General features: G+C 69.6%; 20 protein-coding genes and 1 tRNA gene. 10 read left to right on the plus strand and 11 right to left on the minus strand.

The window, feature by feature from the left end:
* Nucleotides 1-15 precede the first annotated feature (15 nt).
* Nucleotides 16-1,221, plus strand: a complete 1,206-nt coding sequence (locus ACIRSU_RS21330) for a serine/threonine-protein kinase (RefSeq protein WP_403794310.1) — start codon at nt 16-18, stop codon at nt 1,219-1,221.
* 105 nt (nt 1,222-1,326) lie between these two features.
* Here ACIRSU_RS21330 and ACIRSU_RS21335 read toward each other — a convergent pair whose 3' ends face one another.
* The 10 genes from ACIRSU_RS21335 to dnaA form a co-directional block, all read right to left on the minus strand.
* Entirely contained in the window at nt 1,327-1,461 is a 135-nt protein-coding gene (locus tag ACIRSU_RS21335; protein WP_003958712.1) for a DLW-39 family protein, read from the minus strand.
* A 116-nt stretch (nt 1,462-1,577) separates the two neighbouring features.
* A tRNA-Ile gene (locus ACIRSU_RS21340) sits at nt 1,578-1,651 on the minus strand.
* A gap of 121 nt (nt 1,652-1,772) precedes the next feature.
* Nucleotides 1,773-2,369 (minus strand): DUF3566 domain-containing protein, encoded by a 597-nt coding sequence (locus ACIRSU_RS21345; RefSeq protein WP_403794313.1) that lies wholly within the window; start codon nt 2,367-2,369, stop codon nt 1,773-1,775.
* A gap of 106 nt (nt 2,370-2,475) precedes the next feature.
* Entirely contained in the window at nt 2,476-5,097 is a 2,622-nt protein-coding gene (gyrA, locus tag ACIRSU_RS21350) for a DNA gyrase subunit A (protein ID WP_403794316.1), read from the minus strand.
* A 41-nt stretch (nt 5,098-5,138) separates the two neighbouring features.
* Complete coding sequence (gyrB, locus tag ACIRSU_RS21355; RefSeq protein ID WP_403794319.1) at nt 5,139-7,169, minus strand: DNA topoisomerase (ATP-hydrolyzing) subunit B; 2,031 nt, start codon at nt 7,167-7,169, stop codon at nt 5,139-5,141.
* A 349-nt stretch (nt 7,170-7,518) separates the two neighbouring features.
* A complete protein-coding gene (locus ACIRSU_RS21360; RefSeq protein WP_403794322.1) occupies nt 7,519-8,091 on the minus strand; it encodes a DUF721 domain-containing protein in 573 nt (190 codons plus the stop codon).
* Nucleotides 8,088-9,218, minus strand: coding sequence for a DNA replication/repair protein RecF (recF, locus tag ACIRSU_RS21365; RefSeq protein WP_403794324.1), 1,131 nt, complete (start codon nt 9,216-9,218; stop codon nt 8,088-8,090). The genes ACIRSU_RS21360 and recF overlap by 4 nt, the downstream gene beginning before the upstream one ends.
* A gap of 56 nt (nt 9,219-9,274) precedes the next feature.
* The gene (gene gnd, locus ACIRSU_RS21370) at nt 9,275-10,153 is read right to left on the minus strand and encodes a phosphogluconate dehydrogenase (NAD(+)-dependent, decarboxylating) (protein ID WP_403794327.1); all 879 of its coding nucleotides are present in this window, start codon (nt 10,151-10,153) and stop codon (nt 9,275-9,277) included.
* Between the two features lie 109 nt (nt 10,154-10,262).
* Nucleotides 10,263-11,393 carry a DNA polymerase III subunit beta gene (gene dnaN / locus ACIRSU_RS21375; protein WP_318208253.1) on the minus strand — a complete coding sequence of 377 codons (1,131 nt, stop codon included), beginning with the start codon at nt 11,391-11,393 and terminating at the stop codon, nt 10,263-10,265.
* Nucleotides 11,394-12,212: 819 nt separating this feature from the next.
* Entirely contained in the window at nt 12,213-13,994 is a 1,782-nt protein-coding gene (gene dnaA, locus ACIRSU_RS21380) for a chromosomal replication initiator protein DnaA (RefSeq protein ID WP_403794330.1), read from the minus strand.
* 382 nt (nt 13,995-14,376) lie between these two features.
* Between dnaA and rpmH the strand changes: the two genes are divergently transcribed.
* The 9 genes from rpmH to ACIRSU_RS21425 all read left to right on the plus strand — a co-directional run bounded on the left by rpmH (nt 14,377) and on the right by ACIRSU_RS21425 (nt 21,133).
* Nucleotides 14,377-14,514 (plus strand): 50S ribosomal protein L34, encoded by a 138-nt coding sequence (gene rpmH, locus ACIRSU_RS21385; RefSeq protein ID WP_015659252.1) that lies wholly within the window; start codon nt 14,377-14,379, stop codon nt 14,512-14,514.
* A 21-nt stretch (nt 14,515-14,535) separates the two neighbouring features.
* Nucleotides 14,536-14,910, plus strand: a complete 375-nt coding sequence (gene rnpA, locus ACIRSU_RS21390; protein WP_403794333.1) for a ribonuclease P protein component — start codon at nt 14,536-14,538, stop codon at nt 14,908-14,910.
* A complete protein-coding gene (gene yidD, locus ACIRSU_RS21395) occupies nt 14,907-15,233 on the plus strand; it encodes a membrane protein insertion efficiency factor YidD (protein ID WP_403794336.1) in 327 nt (108 codons plus the stop codon). Before rnpA ends, yidD begins: the two co-directional genes overlap by 4 nt.
* A 3-nt stretch (nt 15,234-15,236) precedes the next feature.
* Nucleotides 15,237-16,562 (plus strand): membrane protein insertase YidC, encoded by a 1,326-nt coding sequence (yidC, locus tag ACIRSU_RS21400; protein ID WP_403794339.1) that lies wholly within the window; start codon nt 15,237-15,239, stop codon nt 16,560-16,562.
* Between the two features lie 29 nt (nt 16,563-16,591).
* On the plus strand, nt 16,592-17,101 hold the full coding sequence (locus tag ACIRSU_RS21405) for a protein jag (protein ID WP_403794341.1): 510 nt from the start codon (nt 16,592-16,594) through the stop codon (nt 17,099-17,101).
* Nucleotides 17,102-17,216: 115 nt separating this feature from the next.
* Nucleotides 17,217-17,936: a 16S rRNA (guanine(527)-N(7))-methyltransferase RsmG gene (gene rsmG, locus ACIRSU_RS21410; RefSeq protein WP_403794343.1), complete on the plus strand. Its 720-nt coding sequence runs from the start codon at nt 17,217-17,219 to the stop codon at nt 17,934-17,936.
* Between the two features lie 324 nt (nt 17,937-18,260).
* The gene (locus ACIRSU_RS21415; RefSeq protein WP_403794346.1) at nt 18,261-19,349 is read left to right on the plus strand and encodes a ParA family protein; all 1,089 of its coding nucleotides are present in this window, start codon (nt 18,261-18,263) and stop codon (nt 19,347-19,349) included.
* The gene (locus ACIRSU_RS21420) at nt 19,346-20,431 is read left to right on the plus strand and encodes a ParB/RepB/Spo0J family partition protein (protein ID WP_403794349.1); all 1,086 of its coding nucleotides are present in this window, start codon (nt 19,346-19,348) and stop codon (nt 20,429-20,431) included. Before ACIRSU_RS21415 ends, ACIRSU_RS21420 begins: the two co-directional genes overlap by 4 nt.
* An 84-nt stretch (nt 20,432-20,515) precedes the next feature.
* Complete coding sequence (locus ACIRSU_RS21425; RefSeq protein ID WP_403794351.1) at nt 20,516-21,133, plus strand: GNAT family N-acetyltransferase; 618 nt, start codon at nt 20,516-20,518, stop codon at nt 21,131-21,133.
* A gap of 85 nt (nt 21,134-21,218) precedes the next feature.
* Here the strand turns inward: ACIRSU_RS21425 and trxA are convergent, their stop codons facing one another.
* On the minus strand, nt 21,219-21,551 hold the full coding sequence (gene trxA, locus ACIRSU_RS21430) for a thioredoxin (protein ID WP_403794353.1): 333 nt from the start codon (nt 21,549-21,551) through the stop codon (nt 21,219-21,221).
* Nucleotides 21,552-21,561: the final 10 nt, after the last annotated feature.

Raw genomic sequence — 21,561 nt, forward strand, 5'->3', positions numbered from 1 at the left:
GGCGGGCGCAGCACGATGGGTGAGGTGTTCGCGGGCCGGTACGAGCTGGTCGATCCGGTCGGCCGCGGCGGCATAGGCGCGGTGTGGCGGGCCTGGGACCACCGGCGCCGCCGCTACGTGGCGGCGAAGGTGCTCCAGCAGAGCGACGCCCACACCCTGCTGCGCTTCGTCCGCGAGCAGGCGCTCAGGATCGACCACCCGCACGTCCTCGCCCCGGCCAGCTGGGCCGCGGACGACGACAAGGTCCTGTTCACCATGGACCTGGTGGCGGGTGGCTCCCTGGCACACGTCATCGGGGACTACGGCGCGCTGCCGCCCCGGCTGGTGTGCGTGCTGCTCGACCAGTTGCTGGCCGGGCTGGCCGCGGTGCACGCGGAGGGGGTCGTGCACCGGGACATCAAGCCGGCCAACATCCTCATGGAGGCCACCGGTACCGGGCGGCCGCACCTGCGGCTCTCCGACTTCGGCATCTCCATGCGCAAGGGCGAGCCCCGGCTCACCGAGACCCACCACGTGATGGGGACGCCCGGCTACTTCGCGCCCGAGCAACTGACGGGCTCCGAGCCCGACTTCACGGCCGACCTGTTCGCGGTCGGCCTGGTCGGGCTCTATCTGCTCGAGGGCCGCAAGCCGGACTCCCACGCCCTCGTACGGCTCTTCCAGGCCCACGGGACCCCAGGAGCCCCTCAGGGCGTCCCTGAGCCCCTCTGGCAGGTCCTGGCGGGCCTGCTCCAGCCGGACCCGCGGAACCGGTTCCGTACGGCCACGGGAGCGCGCAAGGCGCTGCACGCGGCGGCCGAGCTGCTGCCCGGCCCGGCGGCCGGCGAGGAACCGGTCGAGATCTTCGACCAGATCGGCCCGCTGCCACCCGGCTTCGGCCCCGACGGCCCCCTGGCCGCGCGCCCGCGGGCCGCGGCTCCACAGGCTGCCGGTCCACAGGCTGCCGGCGCGGAGCCCGTACGGGAGCCGGCGCCCGCACCCGTACCGGAGACCGCGCCCGTAACGGAGCACACACCCGCACCCGTACCGGAACCCGGGCCCTCGCCCGTACCCGTACCGCCGCCTCCGTCGTACGCGCCGACGGTGACCGCGTACGCCACCCTCACCGCGCCGACGGTCCCCGTGCGCCGCTCCGGTCCTCCCGCGAAGGTGGCGGTGCCGGTGCTGGTGACCGCGCTGGTGTGCTTCGCGGTGGGGATCTGGGCGCTCATCCAGGCATAGACGCGGGCACAGCCTTCGCAAAAGCAAGTATTCCGTTCGCTGGCGCGAACAAGGCGAGGCCCCGGCCGCTTCTCGCGACCGGGGCCTCGCCCAGACGGTTTCGTCTCACACACCCGAACCTGCGGGCACGGAGTCGGTCGCCTCCGTCCACAGATCCTGCTCGGCGCGATCCGCCTGGATCTGGCGGTACACGAGGAGCCCGCCGATGGCGGCCAGTGCGACCAGGAGAAGCTTCTTCACCGCGCGACCTCGTCTTTCATTGACGTAGGAGACTTCTGACGCCCACTCTACACATGGGTCGTGATCAACAAAGCAATCGGCCCGGACGGGTGAACCGTCCGGGCCGATCTTCTGTGTGGGGCTAACAGGATTTGAACCTGTGGCCTCATCCTTATCAGGGATGCGCTCTAACCAACTGAGCTATAGCCCCGCCGTGCTTCGCGGTGTGTGTCCCGCTCGCTGACTCCTGAAGATTAGCGCACGTGGGGGCCAGTCCCAAAATCCGATCCCTGGACCGGCCCCCCGGGCGTCATGCGCGGGTCACCCGCGGGTCACTCGTCCTCGGCGAGCGTGAGCTCGACACCGCCCACGAACCCGGCGGAGAGGTTGTAGATGAACGCGCCCAGCGTGGCCAGCGCGGTCATCAGGACGACGTCGATCACCGCGATCACCGACGTGAAGATCAGGACGCGCGGCAGCGACAGGAAGGACTGCAGGTCGAAGCCGTTCGACTCGTTGGAGCCGGTCGCCTCGCTGATCGTGCCGCCGACGGTCGAGAAGACGCCCATGGCGTCCATGACCATCCACAGCACGGCCGCGGCCACCACCGTGCAGACGCCGAGCGCGATGGAGAGCAGGAAGCTCACCTTCATCACCGACCACGGATCGGCCTTGGCCACCCGCAGCCGCGCCTTGCGCGTCCGCGGGGTCGTGCGCGCCCCGGTGCGGGGCTTGCGCGCGGCGGCGGCGCCGTTCTGCCCGCCCGCCGTGTGACCGGCCGCGGAGCCGCCCGTGGGCGTGCCCTGCGCCGGGGTGCCGTACGCCTGCGGCGGGTGGTACGGGCCCTGGGGCTGCGTCCCACCGCGCTCACCGGGCAGCGGCCCGTTGTACGTGTCGTACGGGGGCCGCTGCCCCCGAGTGTCCGTCACCGAAACCCCCTGGGAGTCCGTGGCGGAGCCACGGGCACCGCTCGATCCTGTGGACCGTCCGTCGACCGGACCGGTGCCCGTGGCTCCACTCACGCTCTGCTCCTCGTCACTCCCCGGCCGCGGGCTCCGTGCCCTCGGCCGACTCAGCCGTCACGGCCGTCTCGGCCGTTTCCACAGCGTCGGCAGCGTCGACGCCGTCGGCGGCGCCCTCGACGTACTCGTCCTCGCTGCCGGCCTCGGCGTTGCGAGCGATACCGACGACGGCGTCGCGCTTGCCCAGGTTGATCAGCTGGACGCCCATCGTGTCACGGCCGGTCTCCCTGACTTCGTTGACTCGCGTACGAATCACACCGCCGGACAGGGTGATGGCGAGGATCTCGTCCGTCTCCTCGACCACCAGCGCGCCCACGAGCGAACCGCGGTCCTCCACGATCTTGGCGGCCTTGATGCCGAGGCCGCCGCGGCCCTGGACGCGGTACTCGTCGACCGGGGTGCGCTTGGCGTAGCCACCGTCGGTCGCGGTGAAGACGAAGGTACCCGGGCGGACGACATTCATCGAGAGAAGCTCGTCGTCCGCGCGGAAACTCATCCCCTTGACGCCGGACGTCGCCCGGCCCATCGGGCGCAGCGCCTCGTCCGTGGCGGTGAAGCGGATCGACTGCGCCTTCTTCGAGACGAGCAGCAGGTCGTCCTCGGCGGACACCAGCTCGGCGCCGATCAGCTCGTCGTCGCTGCCGTCCTCCCGCTCGCGCAGGTTGATCGCGATGACGCCGCCGGAGCGCGGCGAGTCGTAGTCCTTCAGGGCGGTCTTCTTCACCAGACCGGCCTTGGTGGCGAGCACCAGGTAGGGCGCGGCCTCGTAGTCGCGGATCGCGAGGATCTGGGCGATCTGCTCGTCCGGCTGGAAGGCCAGCAGGTTGGCCACGTGCTGGCCGCGGGCATCCCGGCCGGCGTCCGGCAGCTCGTACGCCTTGGCCCGGTAGACCCGGCCCTTGTTGGTGAAGAACAGCAGCCAGTGGTGCGTGGTGGAGACGAAGAAGTGGTCGACGATGTCGTCCTGCTTCAGCTTCGTGCCGCGCACGCCCTTGCCGCCGCGCTTCTGCGAGCGGTAGTCCTCGGTCTTCGTCCGCTTGACGTAGCCGCCACGCGTGATGGTGACGACGATGTCCTCCTCGGCGATGAGGTCCTCGATGGACATGTCACCGTCGAAGGGCACCAGCTGGGAGCGGCGGTCGTCGCCGAACTTGGCGACGAGAGCGGCGAGTTCCTCGCTGACGATCGCGCGCTGCTTCTCGGGCGAGGCCAGGATCGCGTTGTACTCGTTGATCTTCGCCTGGAGCTCGTCGTGCTCGGCGACGATCTTCTGGCGCTCCAGGGCGGCGAGCCGGCGCAGCTGCATCTCGAGGATGGCGTTGGCCTGGATCTCGTCGATCTGGAGGAGGCCCATGAGGCCCTCGCGGGCCACCTCGACCGTGTCGCTGCGCCGGATGAGCGCGATGACCTCGTCGATCGCGTCGAGCGCCTTGAGCAGACCGCGCAGGATGTGGGCGCGCTCCTCGGCCTTGCGCAGCCGGAACTTCGTCCGGCGGACGATGACCTCGATCTGGTGCGTCACCCAGTGGCGGATGAACGCGTCGATCGAGAGGGTGCGCGGCACGCCGTCGACGAGCGCCAGCATGTTGGCGCCGAAGTTCGTCTGCAGGTCGGTGTGCTTGTAGAGGTTGTTGAGGACGACCTTGGCGACCGCGTCCCGCTTGAGCACGATGACCAGGCGCTGGCCGGTGCGCGAGGAGGTCTCGTCGCGGACGTCGGCGATGCCGCCGATCTTGCCGTCCTTCACCAGGTCGGCGATCTTCTGCGCGAGGTTGTCCGGGTTGACCTGGTAGGGCAGCTCGGTGACCACCAGGCACTGGCGGTTCTGGATCTCCTCGACCTCGACGACCGCGCGCATGGTGATGGAGCCGCGGCCGGTGCGGTACGCCTCCTCGATGCCCTTGCGGCCGACGACGAGCGCGCCGGTGGGGAAGTCGGGGCCCTTGATGCGCTCGATGAGCGCGTCGAGCAGCTCCTCGTGGCTGGCCTCGGGGTTCTCCAGGTACCACTGGGCGCCGGCGGCGACCTCGCGCAGGTTGTGCGGCGGGATGTTGGTCGCCATGCCGACCGCGATGCCGGCGGAGCCGTTGATCAGCAGGTTCGGGAAGCGGGAGGGCAGGACGGTCGGCTCCTGGGAGCGGCCGTCGTAGTTGTCCGTGAAGTCGACGGTCTCCTCGTCGATGTCGCGGACCATCTCCATCGACAGCGGCGCCATCTTGCACTCGGTGTAGCGCATGGCGGCCGCCGGGTCGTTGCCCGGGGAGCCGAAGTTGCCGTTGGAGTCGACGAGCGGCATCCGCATGGCCCAGGGCTGGGCGAGGCGGACGAGGGCGTCGTAGATCGAGGTGTCGCCGTGCGGGTGGTAGTTACCCATCACGTCGCCGACGACGCGGGCGCACTTGTAGAAGCCCTTCTCGGGCCGGTAGCCGCCGTCGTACATCGCGTACAGGACGCGGCGGTGCACCGGCTTGAGACCGTCGCGGACGTCGGGCAGCGCGCGGGACACGATGACGGACATCGCGTAGTCGAGGTACGAGCGCTGCATCTCGGTCTCGAGCCCGACCGGCTCGATCCGCAGCTGCGGCTCTTCCTCTTCCGCGGTCTCGGTGTTCACGGGAGTGTTTTCGTCGGCCATTGCTGGTCGTCAGTCCTTTCGTACGGTCAGCTGAGACCGACTCAGATGTCGAGGAAACGAACGTCCTTGGCGTTGCGCTGGATGAACGAGCGCCGCGCCTCGACGTCCTCGCCCATCAGCACCGAGAACAGGTCGTCGGCCTGCGCGGCGTCGTCCAGGGTGACCTGGCCGAGCACGCGGTGCTCGATGTCCATGGTGGTGACGCGCAGCTCCTCGGCGTTCATCTCGCCGAGACCCTTGAAGCGCTGGATCGAGTCCTCGCGGATCCGCTTGCCGTTCTGCTTGCCCAGCTCGACGAGCGCGTCGCGCTCGCGGTCCGAGTAGGCGTACTCGAAGTCGTCCCGGCCCCACTTGATCTTGTAGAGCGGCGGGCGGGAGAGGTAGACGTGACCGGCCTCGACCAGCGGGCGCATGAAGCGGAAGAGGAAGGTCAGCAGCAGGGTGTTGATGTGCTGGCCGTCGACGTCGGCGTCCGCCATCAGGATGATCTTGTGATAGCGGAGCTTCTCGATGTCGAAGTCCTCGTGCACACCGGTGCCGAAGGCGGAGATCAGCGCCTGGACCTCGGTGTTCTGCAGGATCTTGTCGATCCGGGCCTTCTCGACGTTCAGGATCTTGCCGCGGATCGGCAGGATGGCCTGGTACATCGGGTTGCGGCCGGACTTGGCCGAGCCGCCGGCGGAGTCACCCTCGACGATGAAGATCTCGCACTTGGTGGGGTCGTTCGACTGGCAGTCGGAGAGCTTGCCCGGCAGCGACGCCGACTCCAGGAGACCCTTGCGGCGGGTCAGGTCACGGGCCTTGCGGGCGGCCACGCGCGCGGTGGCGGCGGTGATGCCCTTGCGGATGATGTCCGCGGCCTCGTTGGGGTTCCGGTCGAACCAGTCCGTGAGGTGCTCGAAGACGACCTTCTGGACGAAGGTCTTCGCCTCGGTGTTGCCGAGCTTGGTCTTGGTCTGGCCCTCGAACTGCGGCTCGCCGATCTTGACCGAGATGATCGCGGTCAGACCCTCGCGGATGTCGTCACCCGTGAGGTTGTCGTCCTTCTCGCGGAGCAGCTTCTTCTCGCGCGCGTACTTGTTGACGAGCGTCGTCAGCGCGGCGCGGAAGCCCTCCTCGTGCGTACCGCCCTCGTGGGTGTGGATCGTGTTCGCGAACGAGTACACGCCCTCGCTGTACGAGGAGTTCCACTGCATCGCGATCTCGACCGAGAGCAGGCGCTCCTTGTCCTCGGCCTCGACGTCGATGACGGTCGGGTGGACCAGCTCGCCCTTGCGCGAGTTGAGGTACTTCACGAAGTCGACGATGCCGCCCTCGTAGTGGTACTTCACCGTCCGGGCCGTGGGCTCGGCGGCCGCCTCCGCGTCCGGGTCGTCGGCGCCGACCGTGGCCTTCGCGGACTCGCGCTCGTCGGTGAGCGCGATCGTCAGGCCCTTGTTGAGGAAGGCCATCTCCTGGAAGCGGCGCGAGAGCGTCTCGAAGGAGTACTCGGTCGTCTCGAAGATGTCGGGGTCGGCCCAGAAGGTGACCGAGGTGCCGGTCTCGTCGGTCTCCTCGTGCTTCGCGAGGGGCGCGGTCGGGACGCCCATCTTGTAGTCCTGCGTCCAGCGGTGGCCGTCGGTCTTGATCTCCACCGAGACCTTGGTGGAGAGGGCGTTGACGACGGAGACGCCGACGCCGTGCAGACCGCCGGAGACCGCGTAACCGCCGCCGCCGAACTTGCCGCCGGCGTGCAGCACGGTCAGCACGACCTCGACCGCCGGCCGGCCCTCGGACTCGACGATGCCGACGGGGATGCCACGGCCGTTGTCGACGACGCGCACGCCGCCGTCGGCGAGGATCGTCACGTCGATGGTGTCCGCGTGCCCAGCCAGGGCTTCGTCGACCGAGTTGTCGACGACCTCCTGCACCATGTGGTGCAGACCGCGCTCACCGGTCGAGCCGATGTACATGCCAGGGCGCTTGCGCACGGCATCCAGGCCCTCGAGGACCTGGATGTTGCTGGCGGTGTACTGGTTGTTCTCGTTGGGGTTGCCGGAATCGGCCACGAAGCGCCCTTTCTGGCACAGCACAGGCCGTTCTCCGGACGTACGGGAGCGGCTGCGTCGTTCGACATGTTCCGCAGTGTGGCGGGATTGTCTCCCAGTCTACCGGTACCACTGACAGTCATGGGGGTTTGCCGGTCCCTGAATGCTCATGTGCCGCCCTAGCCGGGCCCGAGACGACTCCCCATATCCGGAGAGGGGCTCCAGACGCCCCTGACGGCCACCTAGCGCTTCGAGCGGTGACGGCGAGTGGGCGGGCGGGGTTCCGCGTTGTGGGCATGCGTTCCGCCGGGGCTGGGGGCGCCCCCGGACGGAGTCCGGGGGAGGGTGGGCACAGCCGTGCCCTTCGCCTGGACCCGCGCCCCGACGGACCTGCTCAGCCGTACGTGTCCCCGGGCCCCGTGGACCCGGGCGCGCGCAGGGGCCCGTACCCGCGGCGGGGGCCGCCGGGGCCGAGCACCTTGATCATCCGCACGGTGCCGTGCCCGAGGTCCTCGTTCAGCCGCGCCACCAGCCTCGGCGCCAGCAACCGCAGCTGCGTCGCCCACGCCGTCGAGTCGCACTGCACGGTGAGCACCCGCTCCTCCGGGTCCTCGTCGTACTTCAGCGGTACGCAGTGCTTCGCGAGGTCCTCGCCCACGATCTGCGGCCACCGCCCCATGACCCCGCCCACCGCCGCCGGCGTCTCCCAGCCGCGCTCGGTGATCAGGCGGTTGATCGCGGCGCCGAGCGCCATCGGGTCGCGCCCGTCGGCGCGCGCGCCGGAGCGCAGGCCGCCGCCGCGCCGGGCCTGCTTCTTCTGCGCCGCGGCGGCACCCCGGGCCTTCGCCTGCTCCTTGGCGGCGCGCAGCGCGACCCGCGCGAGGTCGACGCCGGAGGGCTCGGGGACCGCAGGGGTCGCCGGGGCCGCGGGCTTGTCCACAGGCTGTGGGGAAATCTCGTCGCTCATCCCTGCACCAGCCGCTCCACCTCGCCGCCGGAGACCGCGTACCGCGTCCCCGTCAGCACCCCCGGCACGTCGTCGTCCACCGCCGCCGTGACGAGCACCTGCTCCCCCGGCGCCACCAGCTCCGCGAGCCGTTCCCGGCGCCGCGCGTCCAGCTCCGCGAAGACGTCGTCGAGCACGAGCACCGGCTCGTTGCCCTCCGCGCGCAGCAGGTCGTACGAGGCGAGCCGCAGCGCCAGCGCGTACGACCAGGACTCGCCGTGGCTCGCGTACCCCTTGGCCGGCAGGTCGCCGAGCTTGAGCAGCAGGTCGTCGCGGTGCGGTCCGACGAGCGTGACGCCGCGCTCGATCTCGTGCTTGCGTACGTCGGCGAGCGCGGCCATCAGCTGCCCGTACAGCTCCTCGCGGGTGTGCCCGTCGCCGGGCGCGGACGGCTTGTACTCCAGCTGGACCGGCCCGCCGCCCGGCGCCAGCTGCTCGTACGCCTTGTCGGCCAGCGGCCGCAGCATGCCGATGAGGTCGAGCCGCTGGGCGAGCAGTTCGGCACCGGCCCGGGCCAGGTGCTGGTCCCAGACGTCGAGCGTGGACATGTCCATGGAGCGGCCGCCGTGCCGCCGGGCCATGGCGGCGGACTTGAGGAGCGTGTTGCGCTGCTTGAGCACCCGCTCGTAGTCGGAGCGCACGCCCGCCATGCGCGGCGCACGCGCCGTGATCAGCTCGTCGAGGAAGCGCCGGCGCTCGCCGGGGTCGCCCTTGATCAGCGCCAGGTCCTCCGGCGCGAACAGCACGGTCCGGACGATGCCCAGCACGTCCCGCGGCCTGACCTGCGAGGACCGGTTGATGCGGGCGCGGTTGGCCCGGCCCGGGTTGAGCTCCAGCTCGACCAGCTGGGAGCGCTCGCCCTGGGTGACGGCGGCCCGGATGACCGCCCGCTCCGCGCCCATCCGCACCAGCGGGGCGTCGGAGGCGACGCGATGGCTGCCGAGGGTGGCGAGATAGCCGACGGCCTCGACGAGATTGGTCTTGCCCTGGCCGTTCGCGCCCACGAAAGCGGTGACGCCCGGGTCGAGCGGGACCTCGACCCGGGCGTACGAGCGGAAGTCGGCCAGCGACAGATGCGTGACATGCATGGTGGGCGCCGACCTTCCCCCGGCTGCTGTGCACCGCGGGGTGCACAGCCTGTGGATTACTTCTTCGTCTCGACCGCGTGGCCGCCGAACTGGTTGCGCAGCGCGGCGATCATCTTCATCTGCGGCGAGTCGTCCTGCCGCGAGGCGAACCGCGCGAAGAGCGACGCGGTGATCGCCGGCAGCGGCACGGCGTTGTCGATGGCGGCCTCGACGGTCCACCGGCCCTCGCCGGAGTCCTCCGCGTAGCCGCGCAGCTTGTCCAGGTGCTCGTCCTCGTCGAGGGCGTTGACCGCGAGGTCCAGCAGCCACGAGCGGATGACGGTGCCCTCCTGCCAGGAGCGGAAGACCTCGCGGACGTCGGTGACGGAGTCGACCTTCTCCAGGAGCTCCCAGCCCTCGGCGTACGCCTGCATCATCGCGTACTCGATGCCGTTGTGGACCATCTTCGCGAAGTGGCCGGCGCCGACCTTGCCCGCGTGGACCGAGCCGAACTCGCCCTCGGGCTTGAGCGCGTCGAAGATCGGCTGGACGCGGGCCACGTGCTCGGCGTCGCCGCCGTACATCAGCGCGTAGCCGTTCTCCAGGCCCCAGACGCCGCCGGAGACGCCGCAGTCGACGAACCCGATGCCCTTGGCGGCCAGCTCCTCGGCGTGCTTCTCGTCGTCGGTCCAGCGGGAGTTGCCGCCGTCCACGACGATGTCGCCGGGGGAGAGCAGCTCGGCCAGCTCGTCGATGGTCGACTGGGTCGCCGCACCGGCGGGGACCATGACCCACACGACGCGCGGACCCTTGAGCTTGCCCACAAGCTCTTCCAGGCTGTGGACATCGGCGAGGTCCGGGTTGCGGTCGTATCCGATGACGGTGTGGCCGCCGCGGCGAATGCGCTCGCGCATGTTGCCGCCCATCTTGCCGAGACCGACGAGACCGAGCTCCATCAGAGATTCCTTAAGCGTCGTGTGCGGTTTACCCGGGTCCGAGCCTACGCCCGGACCCGCGTGCACACCTGTGGGGTCAGCCGCTCAGTCGACGGCCCGTGTCCCGGCGTCAGCCGCTCAGGCGCACCGGCATGATCAGGTACTTGTACGCCTCGTCCGCCTCGGCGTCGACCGCCGGCTTGCCGCTCAGGAGGGCCGGCTTGGTGGAGGTCGTGAAGGAGAGCTGGGCGACCGGGGAGTCGATCGCGCTCAGGCCGTCCAGGAGGAAGGTCGGGTTGAAGGCGATCGAGATGTCGTCGCCGTCGAGCTGCGCGTCGACGCGCTCCACAGCCTGTGCGTCGTCGCTGGAGCCGGCCTCCAGGATGAGCACGCCCTGCTCGAAGCTGAGCCGGACCGGGGTGTTGCGCTCGGCCACCAGGGCGACGCGCTTGACGGCCTCGACGAAGGGGGCGGTCTCGATCACCGCGACCGAGTTGAACTCGGTGGGGAAGAGCGTCCGGTACTTCGGCAGGTCGCCCTCGAGCAGGCGGGTGGTGGTGCGGCGGCCCGCGCCCTCGAAACCGATCAGGCCCTCGCCCTTGCCGGAGCCGGAGAGCGCCAGGGTCACCGTGTCACCGCTGGTCAGCGCCTTGGCGGTGTCCAGGAGGGTCTTCGCGGGCACCAGGGCCACGGCGGAGGCGTCCGGGGACTCCGGCTTCCACAGGAACTCGCGGACCGCGAAGCGGTAGCGGTCGGTGGAGGCCAGGGTGACGGTGTCGCCCTCGATCTCGATGCGCACACCGGTGAGGACGGGCAGCGTGTCGTCACGGCCGGCGGCGATGGCCACCTGCGCGGCGGCGGAGGCGAAGACCTCACCGGGGACCGTGCCGGTCGCGGTGGGCATCTCGGGCAGCGCCGGGTACTCCTCCACAGGCAGGGTGTGGAGGGTGAAGCGGGAGGAGCCGCAGACCACGGTCGCCCGTACACCGTCCGTGGAGATCTCCACCGGACGGTTGGGGAGGGCGCGGCAGATGTCGGCGAGCAGGCGGCCGGAGACCAGGACGGTGCCGTCCTCCTCGACCTCCGCCTCGACGGAGACGCGGGCCGAGACCTCGTAGTCGAAGCTGGAGAAGCTCAGCGCGCCGTCCTCGGCCTTCAGCAGAAGGCCCGCGAGAACGGGCGCCGGCGGACGGGCCGGAAGGCTGCGGGCCACCCACGCCACCGCCTCCGCGAGTACATCGCGCTCCACCCGGATCTTCACCGGAACCGCCTCCTGCTTGTTGCTGGCTCTTCGTCGACTGCGGGATCCAGTCTGACGTACGCCACCGACACTCGGTGCGGCTCGGGGTCAAGTCGCGACAAGAGGTCGCCGAGGCTCCGGGCTCGAGTTGTCCACACACCCCACTTCGAAGCGGATTCCGAGCTAACTATGAGTGGGAGTAGTAGTAGGGCCTGTGGAAACCGTGGATAACGCCGTCTGCGCAGGTCAAGGCCCGTTTTTTGTCCACTGCGCCTGTGCATGGGACCGGTGGACAACCGGGGTGCGCTGTGGACACAGCAAAGTTCTGCACACCCGATTCACAGGGCATGGGGAGTTCTCCCCAGTGCTGTCCCCAGCTTTCCCCAGGTTCCCCACAGCCCAAACGTCTCCCTTGGTGTGACGGCTTTCACTCGCCCCAGTGAGCGCGGGTGTTTCGTTGCCGAACAGTGGACAGCGGTGTGGAGAAGCTGTGGGCAACCGCCACCGCCCTGTGGGTTGCCGGTGGACAACCGAGCGGGGCTCCTGTGGACGGATCTTTCGTCCACAGGCTGTGGAGATCGGTTGCCAACAATTCCACAAGGCTCTGAGCTGGGATGATGCCCTGTCACCAGGGCTGCCTGTGGATGCAATCCGGATAACTCGGAAGTCCCCACCCTGTGGACGGAAGATCATCCCCCAATCTGTGGAGAACCCGCCACCGGAACGGAGTAATCGAACAGCTGCCTCGCGCCGACGCCTGTGCGGGAGCCCTCCGGGAACGCCGAAGGGCGCCCCGGGAGGTGTCCGGAGCGCCCTTCGGAGCCCTGTGAGGGGCCGTCGTCAGCCGTTCTTGATGCGGTTGGTCAGCTCGGTGACCTGGTTGTAGATGGAGCGCCGCTCCGCCATCAGCGCGCGGATCTTGCGGTCCGCGTGCATCACCGTGGTGTGGTCGCGGCCGCCGAACTGCGCGCCGATCTTCGGCAGCGACAGGTCCGTGAGCTCGCGGCACAGGTACATGGCGATCTGCCGGGCGGTGACCAGGACCCGGCTGCGGGACGAGCCGCACAGGTCCTCCACCGTCAGACCGAAGTAGTCGGCCGTCGCCGCCATGATCGCTCCGGCGGTGATCTCCGGCGCCGTGTCCTCGCCGCCCGGGATCAGGTCCTTGAGGACGATCTCGGTGAGCCCCAGGTCCACCGGCTGCCGGTTGAGGCTCGCGAACGCCGTCACCCGGATCAGCGCCCCCTCCAGCTCGCGGATGTTCCGCGAGATCCGGGACGCGATGAACTCCAGCACCTCCGGCGGCGCGTTCAGCTGCTCCTGCACCGCCTTCTTGCGGAGGATCGCGATGCGCGTCTCCAGCTCCGGCGGCTGCACGTCCGTGGTCAGGCCCCACTCGAAGCGGTTGCGGAGCCGGTCCTCCAGGGTCACCAGCTGCTTGGGCGGCCGGTCCGAGGACAGCACGATCTGCTTGTTGGCGTTGTGGAGCGTGTTGAAGGTGTGGAAGAACTCCTCCTGCGTCGACTCCTTGCTCGCGAGGAACTGGATGTCGTCGACCAGCAGGATGTCCACATCCCGGTAGCGCTTGCGGAACGCGTCGCCCTTGCCGTCGCGGATCGAGTTGATGAACTCGTTGGTGAACTCCTCCGAGCTCACGTACCGCACCCGGGTGCCCGGGTAGAGGCTCCGCGCGTAGTGCCCGATCGCGTGCAGCAGATGGGTCTTGCCGAGCCCGGACTCGCCGTAGATGAAGAGGGGGTTGTACGCCTTCGCCGGCGCCTCCGCGACGGCGACCGCCGCCGCGTGCGCGAAGCGGTTCGAGGAACCGATGACGAAGGTGTCGAAGAGGTACTTGGGGTTCAGCCGGGCGTGCTGCTCACCGGGCGCGCCGGTGCCGCCGCCCTGGCCGGACGAGCCGGAGCCGGACGGCCCGGACACGCCGCCGCCGGGGACGCCGGGACGCGGCCCGCGGCCCGGGACCGGGCCCTCCGTGTCCGGCAGCTCCCCCCGCTCGGGGCGCTGCGGCTGCTCGTACGCGGGGCGCTCGTCGTACCGCGTCGGCTGGGGCTGCTGCGGGCGGGGCGTCGCGTACGGATCGCGCTCCTGGAAGCCGCCGAGCCGCTGCTGCTGCCAGGTGACGTCCTCCTGGGCGCGCGGCCAGACGCCCGGGTCGGGGCGCTGCTGCTGGTACTCGGGGTAGGCGGGGCGGGCCGTCGGCAGCCCGTCCTCCGGCATCGGCCGGCCGTAGTCGTCGTACTTCTCGTATGTGTCGTATGTCTCGCGCTTGCCGTACGGCTGCGGGGCCGGCCGCATGGGCTGGGCCGGCGGCGCGGGGGGCGTCGGCTCGCCGACGGAGTCGTCGACGGTGATCGCGATCCGGATCGGGCGGCCGCAGGCGCGGCTGAGCGCGTCGCTGATCAGGGGGGCGAGACGGCCTTCGAGGACCTGCTTGCCGTACTCGTTGGGCACGGCGAGCAGCGCCGTGTCGGCCACCAGTGCGAGCGGCTGGCAGCGCTCGATCCACTGCTTGTCCTTGGACTCGATGCCCTGTTGGCCTTCGCCGAGGAGCTGTTCGAGTACACGCGGCCACACTGCGGCAAGATCGGCAGGTACGTCAGCCACGGGGCACGCTTCCTCGCAGGTCCACCGATGGTGTGGTTCTCGGGGACGGTCGGTCGAAGTCCGTAAGGACAGGTAAGGACAGATCGGAAAAGATTGTGGAGTTCAGCCACGGTAGTCGGGGCGGCTGACGTGGTTCAAGTTGTTGTCCACAGCCTGTGCACAAGGGGGCCCCGGCGACGGGCCGGTTTGACCGGATGGCGTAGCCGCGCGTACCGTAACCAGGTCGAGTTGTCGATGGCTGCTGCCGCCTGCCTACCGATGGGCGAAGATCACTCTATGTGATCGCGAAGCGGTGCACTCGAGCGTATGCGAGCTAATCGTGGGCGCACGGTGACAGCCAGGCGATGTCCCGCCACCAACGATTCATTTCTGGAGTCCCCGAGTGAGCAAGCGCACCTTCCAGCCGAACAACCGTCGTCGCGCCAAGACCCACGGCTTCCGCCTGCGCATGCGCACCCGTGCCGGCCGCGCCATCCTGGCGAACCGCCGTGCCAAGGGTCGCGCGAGCCTGTCCGCCTGATCTGTCTAAACAGGTCATGACGTGCTGCCTACCGAGAATCGGCTGAGGCGGCGCGAGGACTTCGCGACCGCGGTACGCCGAGGACGCCGGGCCGGACGCCCGCTCCTCGTCGTCCACCTACGCAACAGCGGTGCAACGGACCCGCACGCGCCTGGGGAGAGCGCTCCCCCGACGCGTGCGGGTTTCGTCGTGAGCAAGGCCGTTGGCGGCGCGGTCGTCCGCAACCAGGTCAAGCGTCGTCTCCGCCATCTCGTGCGCGACCGCATCACCGAGCTGCCCCCCGGTAGCCTGGTGGTCGTACGGGCGTTGCCCGGAGCCGGTGACGCCGACCACGCACAGCTGGCCCGAGACCTGGATGCCGCTCTCCAGCGGTTGCTGGGAGGGGGCACGCGATGAAGTACCCGCTGCTGGCTCTCATCAAGCTGTACCAGTGGACGATCAGCCCGCTTCTGGGCCCCGTCTGCCGGTACTACCCGTCGTGTTCCCGCTACGGATTCACGGCCATCGACCGGCATGGTGCGATCAAGGGCACAGCCCTGACCGCCTGGCGCATCCTGCGGTGCAATCCGTGGTCGCCGGGCGGCGTGGACCATGTTCCCCCGCGCAAGCGGCCGCGCTGGCACGAGATGCTGCGCGCCGCCCTTCGTGGCGAAAAGGGCGGGTTCTCCGGCGAGACGAGCCCTGCCGCAGAGACCTCGCCCAATGCTCAAGGAGCCTGATTAGTGGACACGATTGCCAGTCTGTTCAGCTTCATCACCACACCCGTCTCCTGGGTGATCGTCCAGTTCCACAGTATGTACGGGGCGATCTTCGGCCCTGACACCGGCTGGGCCTGGGGTCTGTCCATCGTGTCCCTGGTGGTGCTGATCCGCATCTGCCTGATCCCGCTCTTCGTGAAGCAGATCAAGTCGACGCGGAACATGCAGGCGCTCCAGCCGAAGATGAAGGCGATCCAGGAGCGCTACAAGAGCGACAAGCAGCGTCAGTCCGAAGAGATGATGAAGCTGTACAAGGAGACGGGCACCAACCCGCTCTCTTCGTGCCTTCCCATCCTGGCGCAGTCGCCGTTCTTCTTCGCCCTGTACCGCGTGCTCTCCAGCATCGCCAACGGCCAGACGATCGGCGTCATCAACGATGACCTGCTGGCCAGCGCCCGTAAGGCCCACATCTTCGGTGCGCCGCTGGCCGCGAAGTTCACGGACAGCGCCGACAAGGTCGCTTCCCTCGGCGCCTCGCTGACCGATGTGCGCGTCGTCACCGCGATCATGATCGTGATGATGTCGGCCTCGCAGTTCTTCACCCAGCGCCAGCTGATGATGAAGAACGTCGACCTGTCGGTGAAGACCCCGTACATGCAGCAGCAGAAGATGCTGATGTACATCTTCCCGCTGATCTTCGCGGGCATGGGCATCAACTTCCCCGTCGGTGTCCTCGTCTACTGGCTGACCACCAACGTGTGGACCATGGGCCAGCAGATGTACGTGATCAACCAGAACCCGACCCCGGGCAGCAAGGCCCAGGACGCCTACCTGCAGCGCCTGCTCAAGAGCATCGGGCAGCACGGTGAGGTCCGCGGCCGGCGCCGGAAGAACATCGTCAAGGCGATCGTCGCCAAGGGCGCCGACCGCAACGACAACGAGCGCCGCTTCTTCGCGGGCCTGGCCAAGGCCGGCTTCGCCGCCCAGACCGACGGCACCGTGATCAAGAGCGACAGCGTCTCGGTCGAGGCCGAGGGCGGTGCCGCCGCGCGGCGCCAGCAGCCCAAGCGCCAGACCAAGGCCCAGCGCCAGGCGGCCGCCGGCGGCCAGCAGGCCGAGGCGAAGTCCTCGGACGAGCGGGCTTCGGACGCACAGGCCGAGGACGCGCAGGGCTCGGACGGGAAGACCGACCAGGCCGCTCCTTCGCTGGAGAAGAAGCCGCAGTCGTCGGCCAAGGGCGCCAAGCCCGGCAACCAGGCCGCGGGCGACAAGCCGGCCCGGCCGAGCCGCGCCAACTCCGGCCAGCGCAAGGGCCAGCAGCGGCCCAAGCACCCCTCCTCCAAGAAGTAAGCCTCCACGAAGCTAGAAGGAGTCCATCCGTGACGGAAGGCACCACCTCCGCCGCCGAGGGTGGCGACACCCTGACCCGCCTGGAGCAGGAGGGTGAGATCGCGGCCGACTACCTCGAGGGCCTGCTCGACATCGCCGATCTCGACGGCGACATCGACATGGACGTCGAGGCGGACCGGGCCTCGGTCTCGATCGTCAGCGACTCCAGCAGCCGCGACCTGCAGAAGCTCGTCGGCCGCGACGGCGAGGTGCTGGAGGCTCTTCAGGAGCTGACCCGGCTCGCCGTGCACCGGGAGACCGGTGACCGCAGCCGTCTGATGCTGGACATCGCGGGCTTCCGCGCCAAGAAGCGCGAGGAGCTCGCCCGGCTGGGTGCCAAGGCCGCCGACGAGGTCAAGGCCACCGGCGAGCCGGTCAAGCTGGACCCGATGACGCCGTTCGAGCGCAAGGTCGTGCACGACGCGGTCGCCGCCGCCGGTCTGCGCAGCGAGTCCGAGGGCGAGGAGCCGCAGCGCTTCGTCGTCGTGCTCCCTGCCTGAACCCCATCTGACGTCGGCCCCGTCTGTTCGCAGACGGGGCCGCGTTTTGTCAGCCTGATAGTCAGCACCCAGTGCGCTCGGACGGTACGCGCGCGGTACGGAAGGACGGTTCCCCGTGACGGAGGCAACGGAGCTTCCCCAGGCGCCGGAGCAGGCGCGGACAGTCTTCGGCGAGTACTTCCCGGAGGCGGTCCGGTACGCCGAACTCCTGGCGGACGCCGGGGTCAAGCGCGGCCTCATCGGCCCGCGTGAGGTCCCCCGTCTGTGGGAGCGCCACCTGCTGAACTGCGCCGTGCTCTCCGAGGTCGTCCCCGAGGGCGTCACGGTCTGCGACGTCGGCTCCGGTGCCGGCCTGCCGGGCATCCCGCTGGCCCTGGTCCGCCGGGACCTGAAGATCACGCTGCTCGAGCCGCTGCTCCGCCGGACGACCTTCCTCCAGGAGGCCGTCGAGCTGCTCGGCCTCGACCATGTGACCGTGGTCCGCGGCCGTGCCGAGGAGATGCTGGGCAAGCTCGGCCCCGTTCACGTCGTGACCGCCCGGGCCGTGGCACCGCTCGACCGACTGGCCGGCTGGGGCGTTCCGCTGCTCCGTCCCTACGGCGAGATGCTGGCCCTCAAGGGCGACACCGCCGAGGAGGAGATCGCCGGTGCGCGCGCCGCGCTCTCCAAGCTCGGTGTGGTGGAGGCGTCCGTGCTGCACGCGGGCGAGGGGATCGTGGACCCGCTGACCACCGTGGTCCGGGTCGAGGTCGGCGAGAGCCCCGGCGGTGTGCGCTTCGCGGCCAAGCGGGCCAAGGCGGCCCGGACCAGCCGGCCCCGTCGCCGCAGCCGCTGATCCGGTACTGCTGCTCTCCTCGCCGAGCCCGGCACCTCGCTGAGCCGGCACCTCGCTGAGCCGGCACCGCTGATCCATGCGAGCGGCTGCTGCGATATGGGCTGATTTCGGAGTGTCGGGCGGTCCCGGCTCTGCGGCGCGTGCATCGTGTTTCACGTGAAACGTCGCTCACTGCTGCAGGGGATCATCAGCCGCGGCCGCGCGGCCGCCACGCCCCGGGACCGCAAACCTCCGACGAAACCCCCCGTGAGGGTCACGGGGTTGTCCACAGAGGTGGATTCATCCACAGAACCACGGGCCTCGCTGGTTCAGGACCCCGAAGGCATGGCAGGCTCTGTCCATCGCGAGTCTGAAGCCGAGGAGAGTGAGTCCTTGCGGTCCGACGCCAACACCGCGGGACCGATGACCGAACCGGTCCCCGGTCCCCGAACCGAATCGGTAGAGGCGGATGTTTCACGTGAAACACCGCCTCCGATGGACGACACCCCCATCGGCCGTGCGGCCCAACTGGCCGTGGAGGCCCTGGGCCGTGCTGGAGAAGGACTTCCCCGGCCCGCCCAGACCCGTGTGATGGTGGTCGCCAACCAGAAGGGCGGCGTGGGCAAGACCACCACGACCGTCAATCTGGCCGCCTCTCTCGCGCTGCACGGCGCCCGGGTCCTGGTCATCGACCTCGACCCGCAGGGCAACGCCTCCACCGCGCTCGGCATCGACCATCACGCCGAGGTCCCCTCGATCTACGACGTCCTCGTGGAGAGCAAGCCGCTCTCCGAGGTCGTGCAGCCCGTCCGGGACGTCGAAGGACTCTTCTGCGCCCCCGCCACCATCGACCTCGCCGGTGCGGAGATCGAGCTGGTGTCGCTGGTGGCGCGCGAGAGCCGGCTGCAGCGGGCGATCCAGGCGTACGAGCAGCCGCTCGACTACATCCTCATCGACTGCCCGCCCTCGCTCGGCCTGCTCACGGTCAACGCCATGGTGGCCGGAGCCGAGGTGCTGATCCCCATCCAGTGCGAGTACTACGCGCTGGAGGGTCTCGGCCAGCTGCTGCGGAACGTCGATCTGGTGCGGGGTCACCTGAACCCCACGCTGCATGTGTCGACGATCCTTCTCACCATGTACGACGGCCGCACGAGGCTCGCCTCGCAGGTCGCCGACGAGGTGCGCACCCACTTCGGCAACGAGGTGCTGCGGACCAGCATCCCGAGGTCCGTCCGCATCTCGGAGGCCCCGAGCTACGGGCAGACCGTGCTCACCTACGACCCGGGTTCCAGTGGTGCCCTGTCGTATCTCGAAGCGGCGCGCGAGATCGCGCTGCGTGGCGTCGACATCGCCTATGACGCCAGTCAGGCCCATGGGGGACACCCGCATGTGGGCCACCAGAACAACCAGCGAATGTCGGAGGGGATCCAGTGAGCGAGCGACGTAGGGGATTGGGGCGTGGGCTCGGTGCGCTGATTCCGGCTGCTCCCCAGGAGCGACAGGTGCCGGCCGCCGGAGTGGGCGCCGCCACGGTCACCAGCTCCCCCGGAGCCATTCCGGCACTCGGCTCGGACCGGGGTGTGGCCGCGGCCAAGCTGGCCACGCTTCCCGCGAGCCCGCAGTCCCCGGACTCCGTGGTGCCGGTGGCCGAGCCCGAGCCGGAGTCCCCTGCCGGGGCGCACTTCGCCGAGCTGCCGCTGGACTCCATCACGCCGAACCCGCGCCAGCCGCGCGAGGTCTTCGACGAGGACGCCCTGGCCGAGCTGATCACCTCCATCAAGGAGGTCGGTCTGCTCCAGCCCGTCGTCGTCCGCCAGATCGGTCCCGAGCGCTATGAGCTCATCATGGGTGAGCGCCGCTGGCGGGCCTGCCGCGAGGCCGGTCTGGAGCGGATCCCGGCGATCGTGCGGGCCACCGAGGACGAGAAGCTGCTTCTCGACGCCCTCCTGGAGAACCTGCACCGGGCCCAGCTGAACCCGCTGGAGGAGGCCGCCGCCTACGACCAGCTCCTCAAGGACTTCAACTGCACCCATGACCAGCTGGCCGACCGCATCGGGCGTTCGCGTCCTCAGGTCTCCAACACGCTGCGTCTGCTGAGGCTTTCCCCGCCGGTGCAGCGCCGGGTCGCCGCCGGCGTCCTCTCTGCGGGGCACGCCCGTGCCCTGCTGTCCGTGGAGGACCCGGAGGCCCAGGACAAGCTCGCCTACCGGATCGTCGCCGAGGGACTCTCGGTGCGGGCGGTGGAGGAGATCGTGACGCTGATGGGCTCGGAGCCCTCCTCGCCGGTCAAGCCCAAGGGGCCGCGGGCGGGTGCCCGGGTCTCCCCGGCGCTGCGTGATCTCGCGAGCCGGCTCTCCGACCGCTTCGAGACCCGGGTGAAGGTCGACCTGGGTCAGAAGAAGGGCAAGATCGTCGTCGAGTTCGCCTCGATGGAGGACCTGGAGCGGATCCTCTCGACGCTGGCCCCGGGTGAGGGGCGCGTGATGGAGCAGGGCAGCGCCGAGCAGGACGGGTAAGTCGGGTGGCCATCCGGCGGGTTGTCGTTACGATTCTTTGAGGCATATGCGTACAGCGAAGGCCGAGAGAAGCGAGGAGCAGCCGTGGGGCGTCGGCTCGTACCGCTCACGCTGGACAACCTTCCGGACCTCCCCAAGCGATGTCGCTCCTGCGTGTTCTGGGAGCTCGATCCGGTGAGCGGGGAGGCCGCCGTCAAGGCCGGCCGCCCGGAGCTGGAGAAGGAGTCCTGGATCTCCGCGGTGCTCCTGGAGTGGGGGTCCTGCGGCCGGGTGGTCTATGTCGACGACGTGCCCGTCGGCTTCGTGCTCTACGCGCCTCCGGCCTATGTGCCCCGTTCCACCGCCTTCCCCACGAGCCCGGTCGCCGCGGACGCCGTGCAGCTGATGACGTCCTGGATCATGCCGGGCTACCAGGGGCAGGGGCTCGGGCGGGTGATGGTGCAGACCGTGGCGAAGGATCTGCTGCGGCGTGGCTTCAAGGCGATCGAGGCGTTCGGGGACGCCCGCTGGAAGGAGCCCGCCTGTGTGCTTCCGGCCGACCATCTGCTGGCCGTGGGCTTCAAGACGGTGCGCCCGCACCCGAGGTATCCGCGGCTGCGGCTGGAGTTGAGGACGACGCTCTCCTGGAAGGAGGACGTCGAGATGGCTCTGGACCGGCTTCTCGGCGCCGTGCAGAAGGAGCCGGTGCTGCGGCCGCTCTGACGAGAGCCGGCAGGACGGACGACAGCGGCCCGCCCCCTCGGAAGGGGGGCGGGCCGCCGATGTTTCACGTGAAACAGCGAGAGCGTTACTTCGCCTCGAGGAAGTCCGCCAGGTCGCGCTCCAGCGCGGCCTTCGGCTTGGCGCCGACGATGGTCTTCACGACCTCGCCGCCCTGGTAGACGTTCATCGTCGGGATCGACATGATGCCGTACTTGGCAGCCGTCTCCGGGTTCTCGTCGATGTTGAGCTTCACGATGGTGATCTCGTCGTGCTCGGAGGCGATGGCCTCCAGCGACGGGGCGATCTGGCGGCACGGGCCGCACCACTCGGCCCAGAAGTCCACGAGGACGGGCTTCGAGCTCTTGAGGACCTTCTCGTCGAAATCAGCGTCGGTGACGATGACGGTGGCGCCGGCCACGGCGACCTCC

Source organism: Streptomyces sp. NPDC101160 (assembly GCF_044768205.1).
Taxonomy (GTDB): domain Bacteria; phylum Actinomycetota; class Actinomycetes; order Streptomycetales; family Streptomycetaceae; genus Streptomyces.

What these genes read in the sequence shown, in the direction of transcription:
- ACIRSU_RS21330 (WP_403794310.1), top strand. Translation starts at nt 16, where the DNA reads ATGGGTGAGGTGTTCGCGGGCCGGTACGAGCTGGTCGATCCGGTCGGC.
- ACIRSU_RS21415 (WP_403794346.1), top strand. Translation starts at nt 18,261, where the DNA reads ATGGCAGGCTCTGTCCATCGCGAGTCTGAAGCCGAGGAGAGTGAGTCC.
- gnd (WP_403794327.1), bottom strand. Translation starts at nt 10,153, where the DNA reads ATGGAGCTCGGTCTCGTCGGTCTCGGCAAGATGGGCGGCAACATGCGC.
- recF (WP_403794324.1), bottom strand. Translation starts at nt 9,218, where the DNA reads ATGCATGTCACGCATCTGTCGCTGGCCGACTTCCGCTCGTACGCCCGG.
- gyrA (WP_403794316.1), bottom strand. Translation starts at nt 5,097, where the DNA reads ATGGCCGACGAAAACACTCCCGTGAACACCGAGACCGCGGAAGAGGAA.
- ACIRSU_RS21360 (WP_403794322.1), bottom strand. Translation starts at nt 8,091, where the DNA reads ATGAGCGACGAGATTTCCCCACAGCCTGTGGACAAGCCCGCGGCCCCG.
- yidD (WP_403794336.1), top strand. Translation starts at nt 14,907, where the DNA reads ATGAAGTACCCGCTGCTGGCTCTCATCAAGCTGTACCAGTGGACGATC.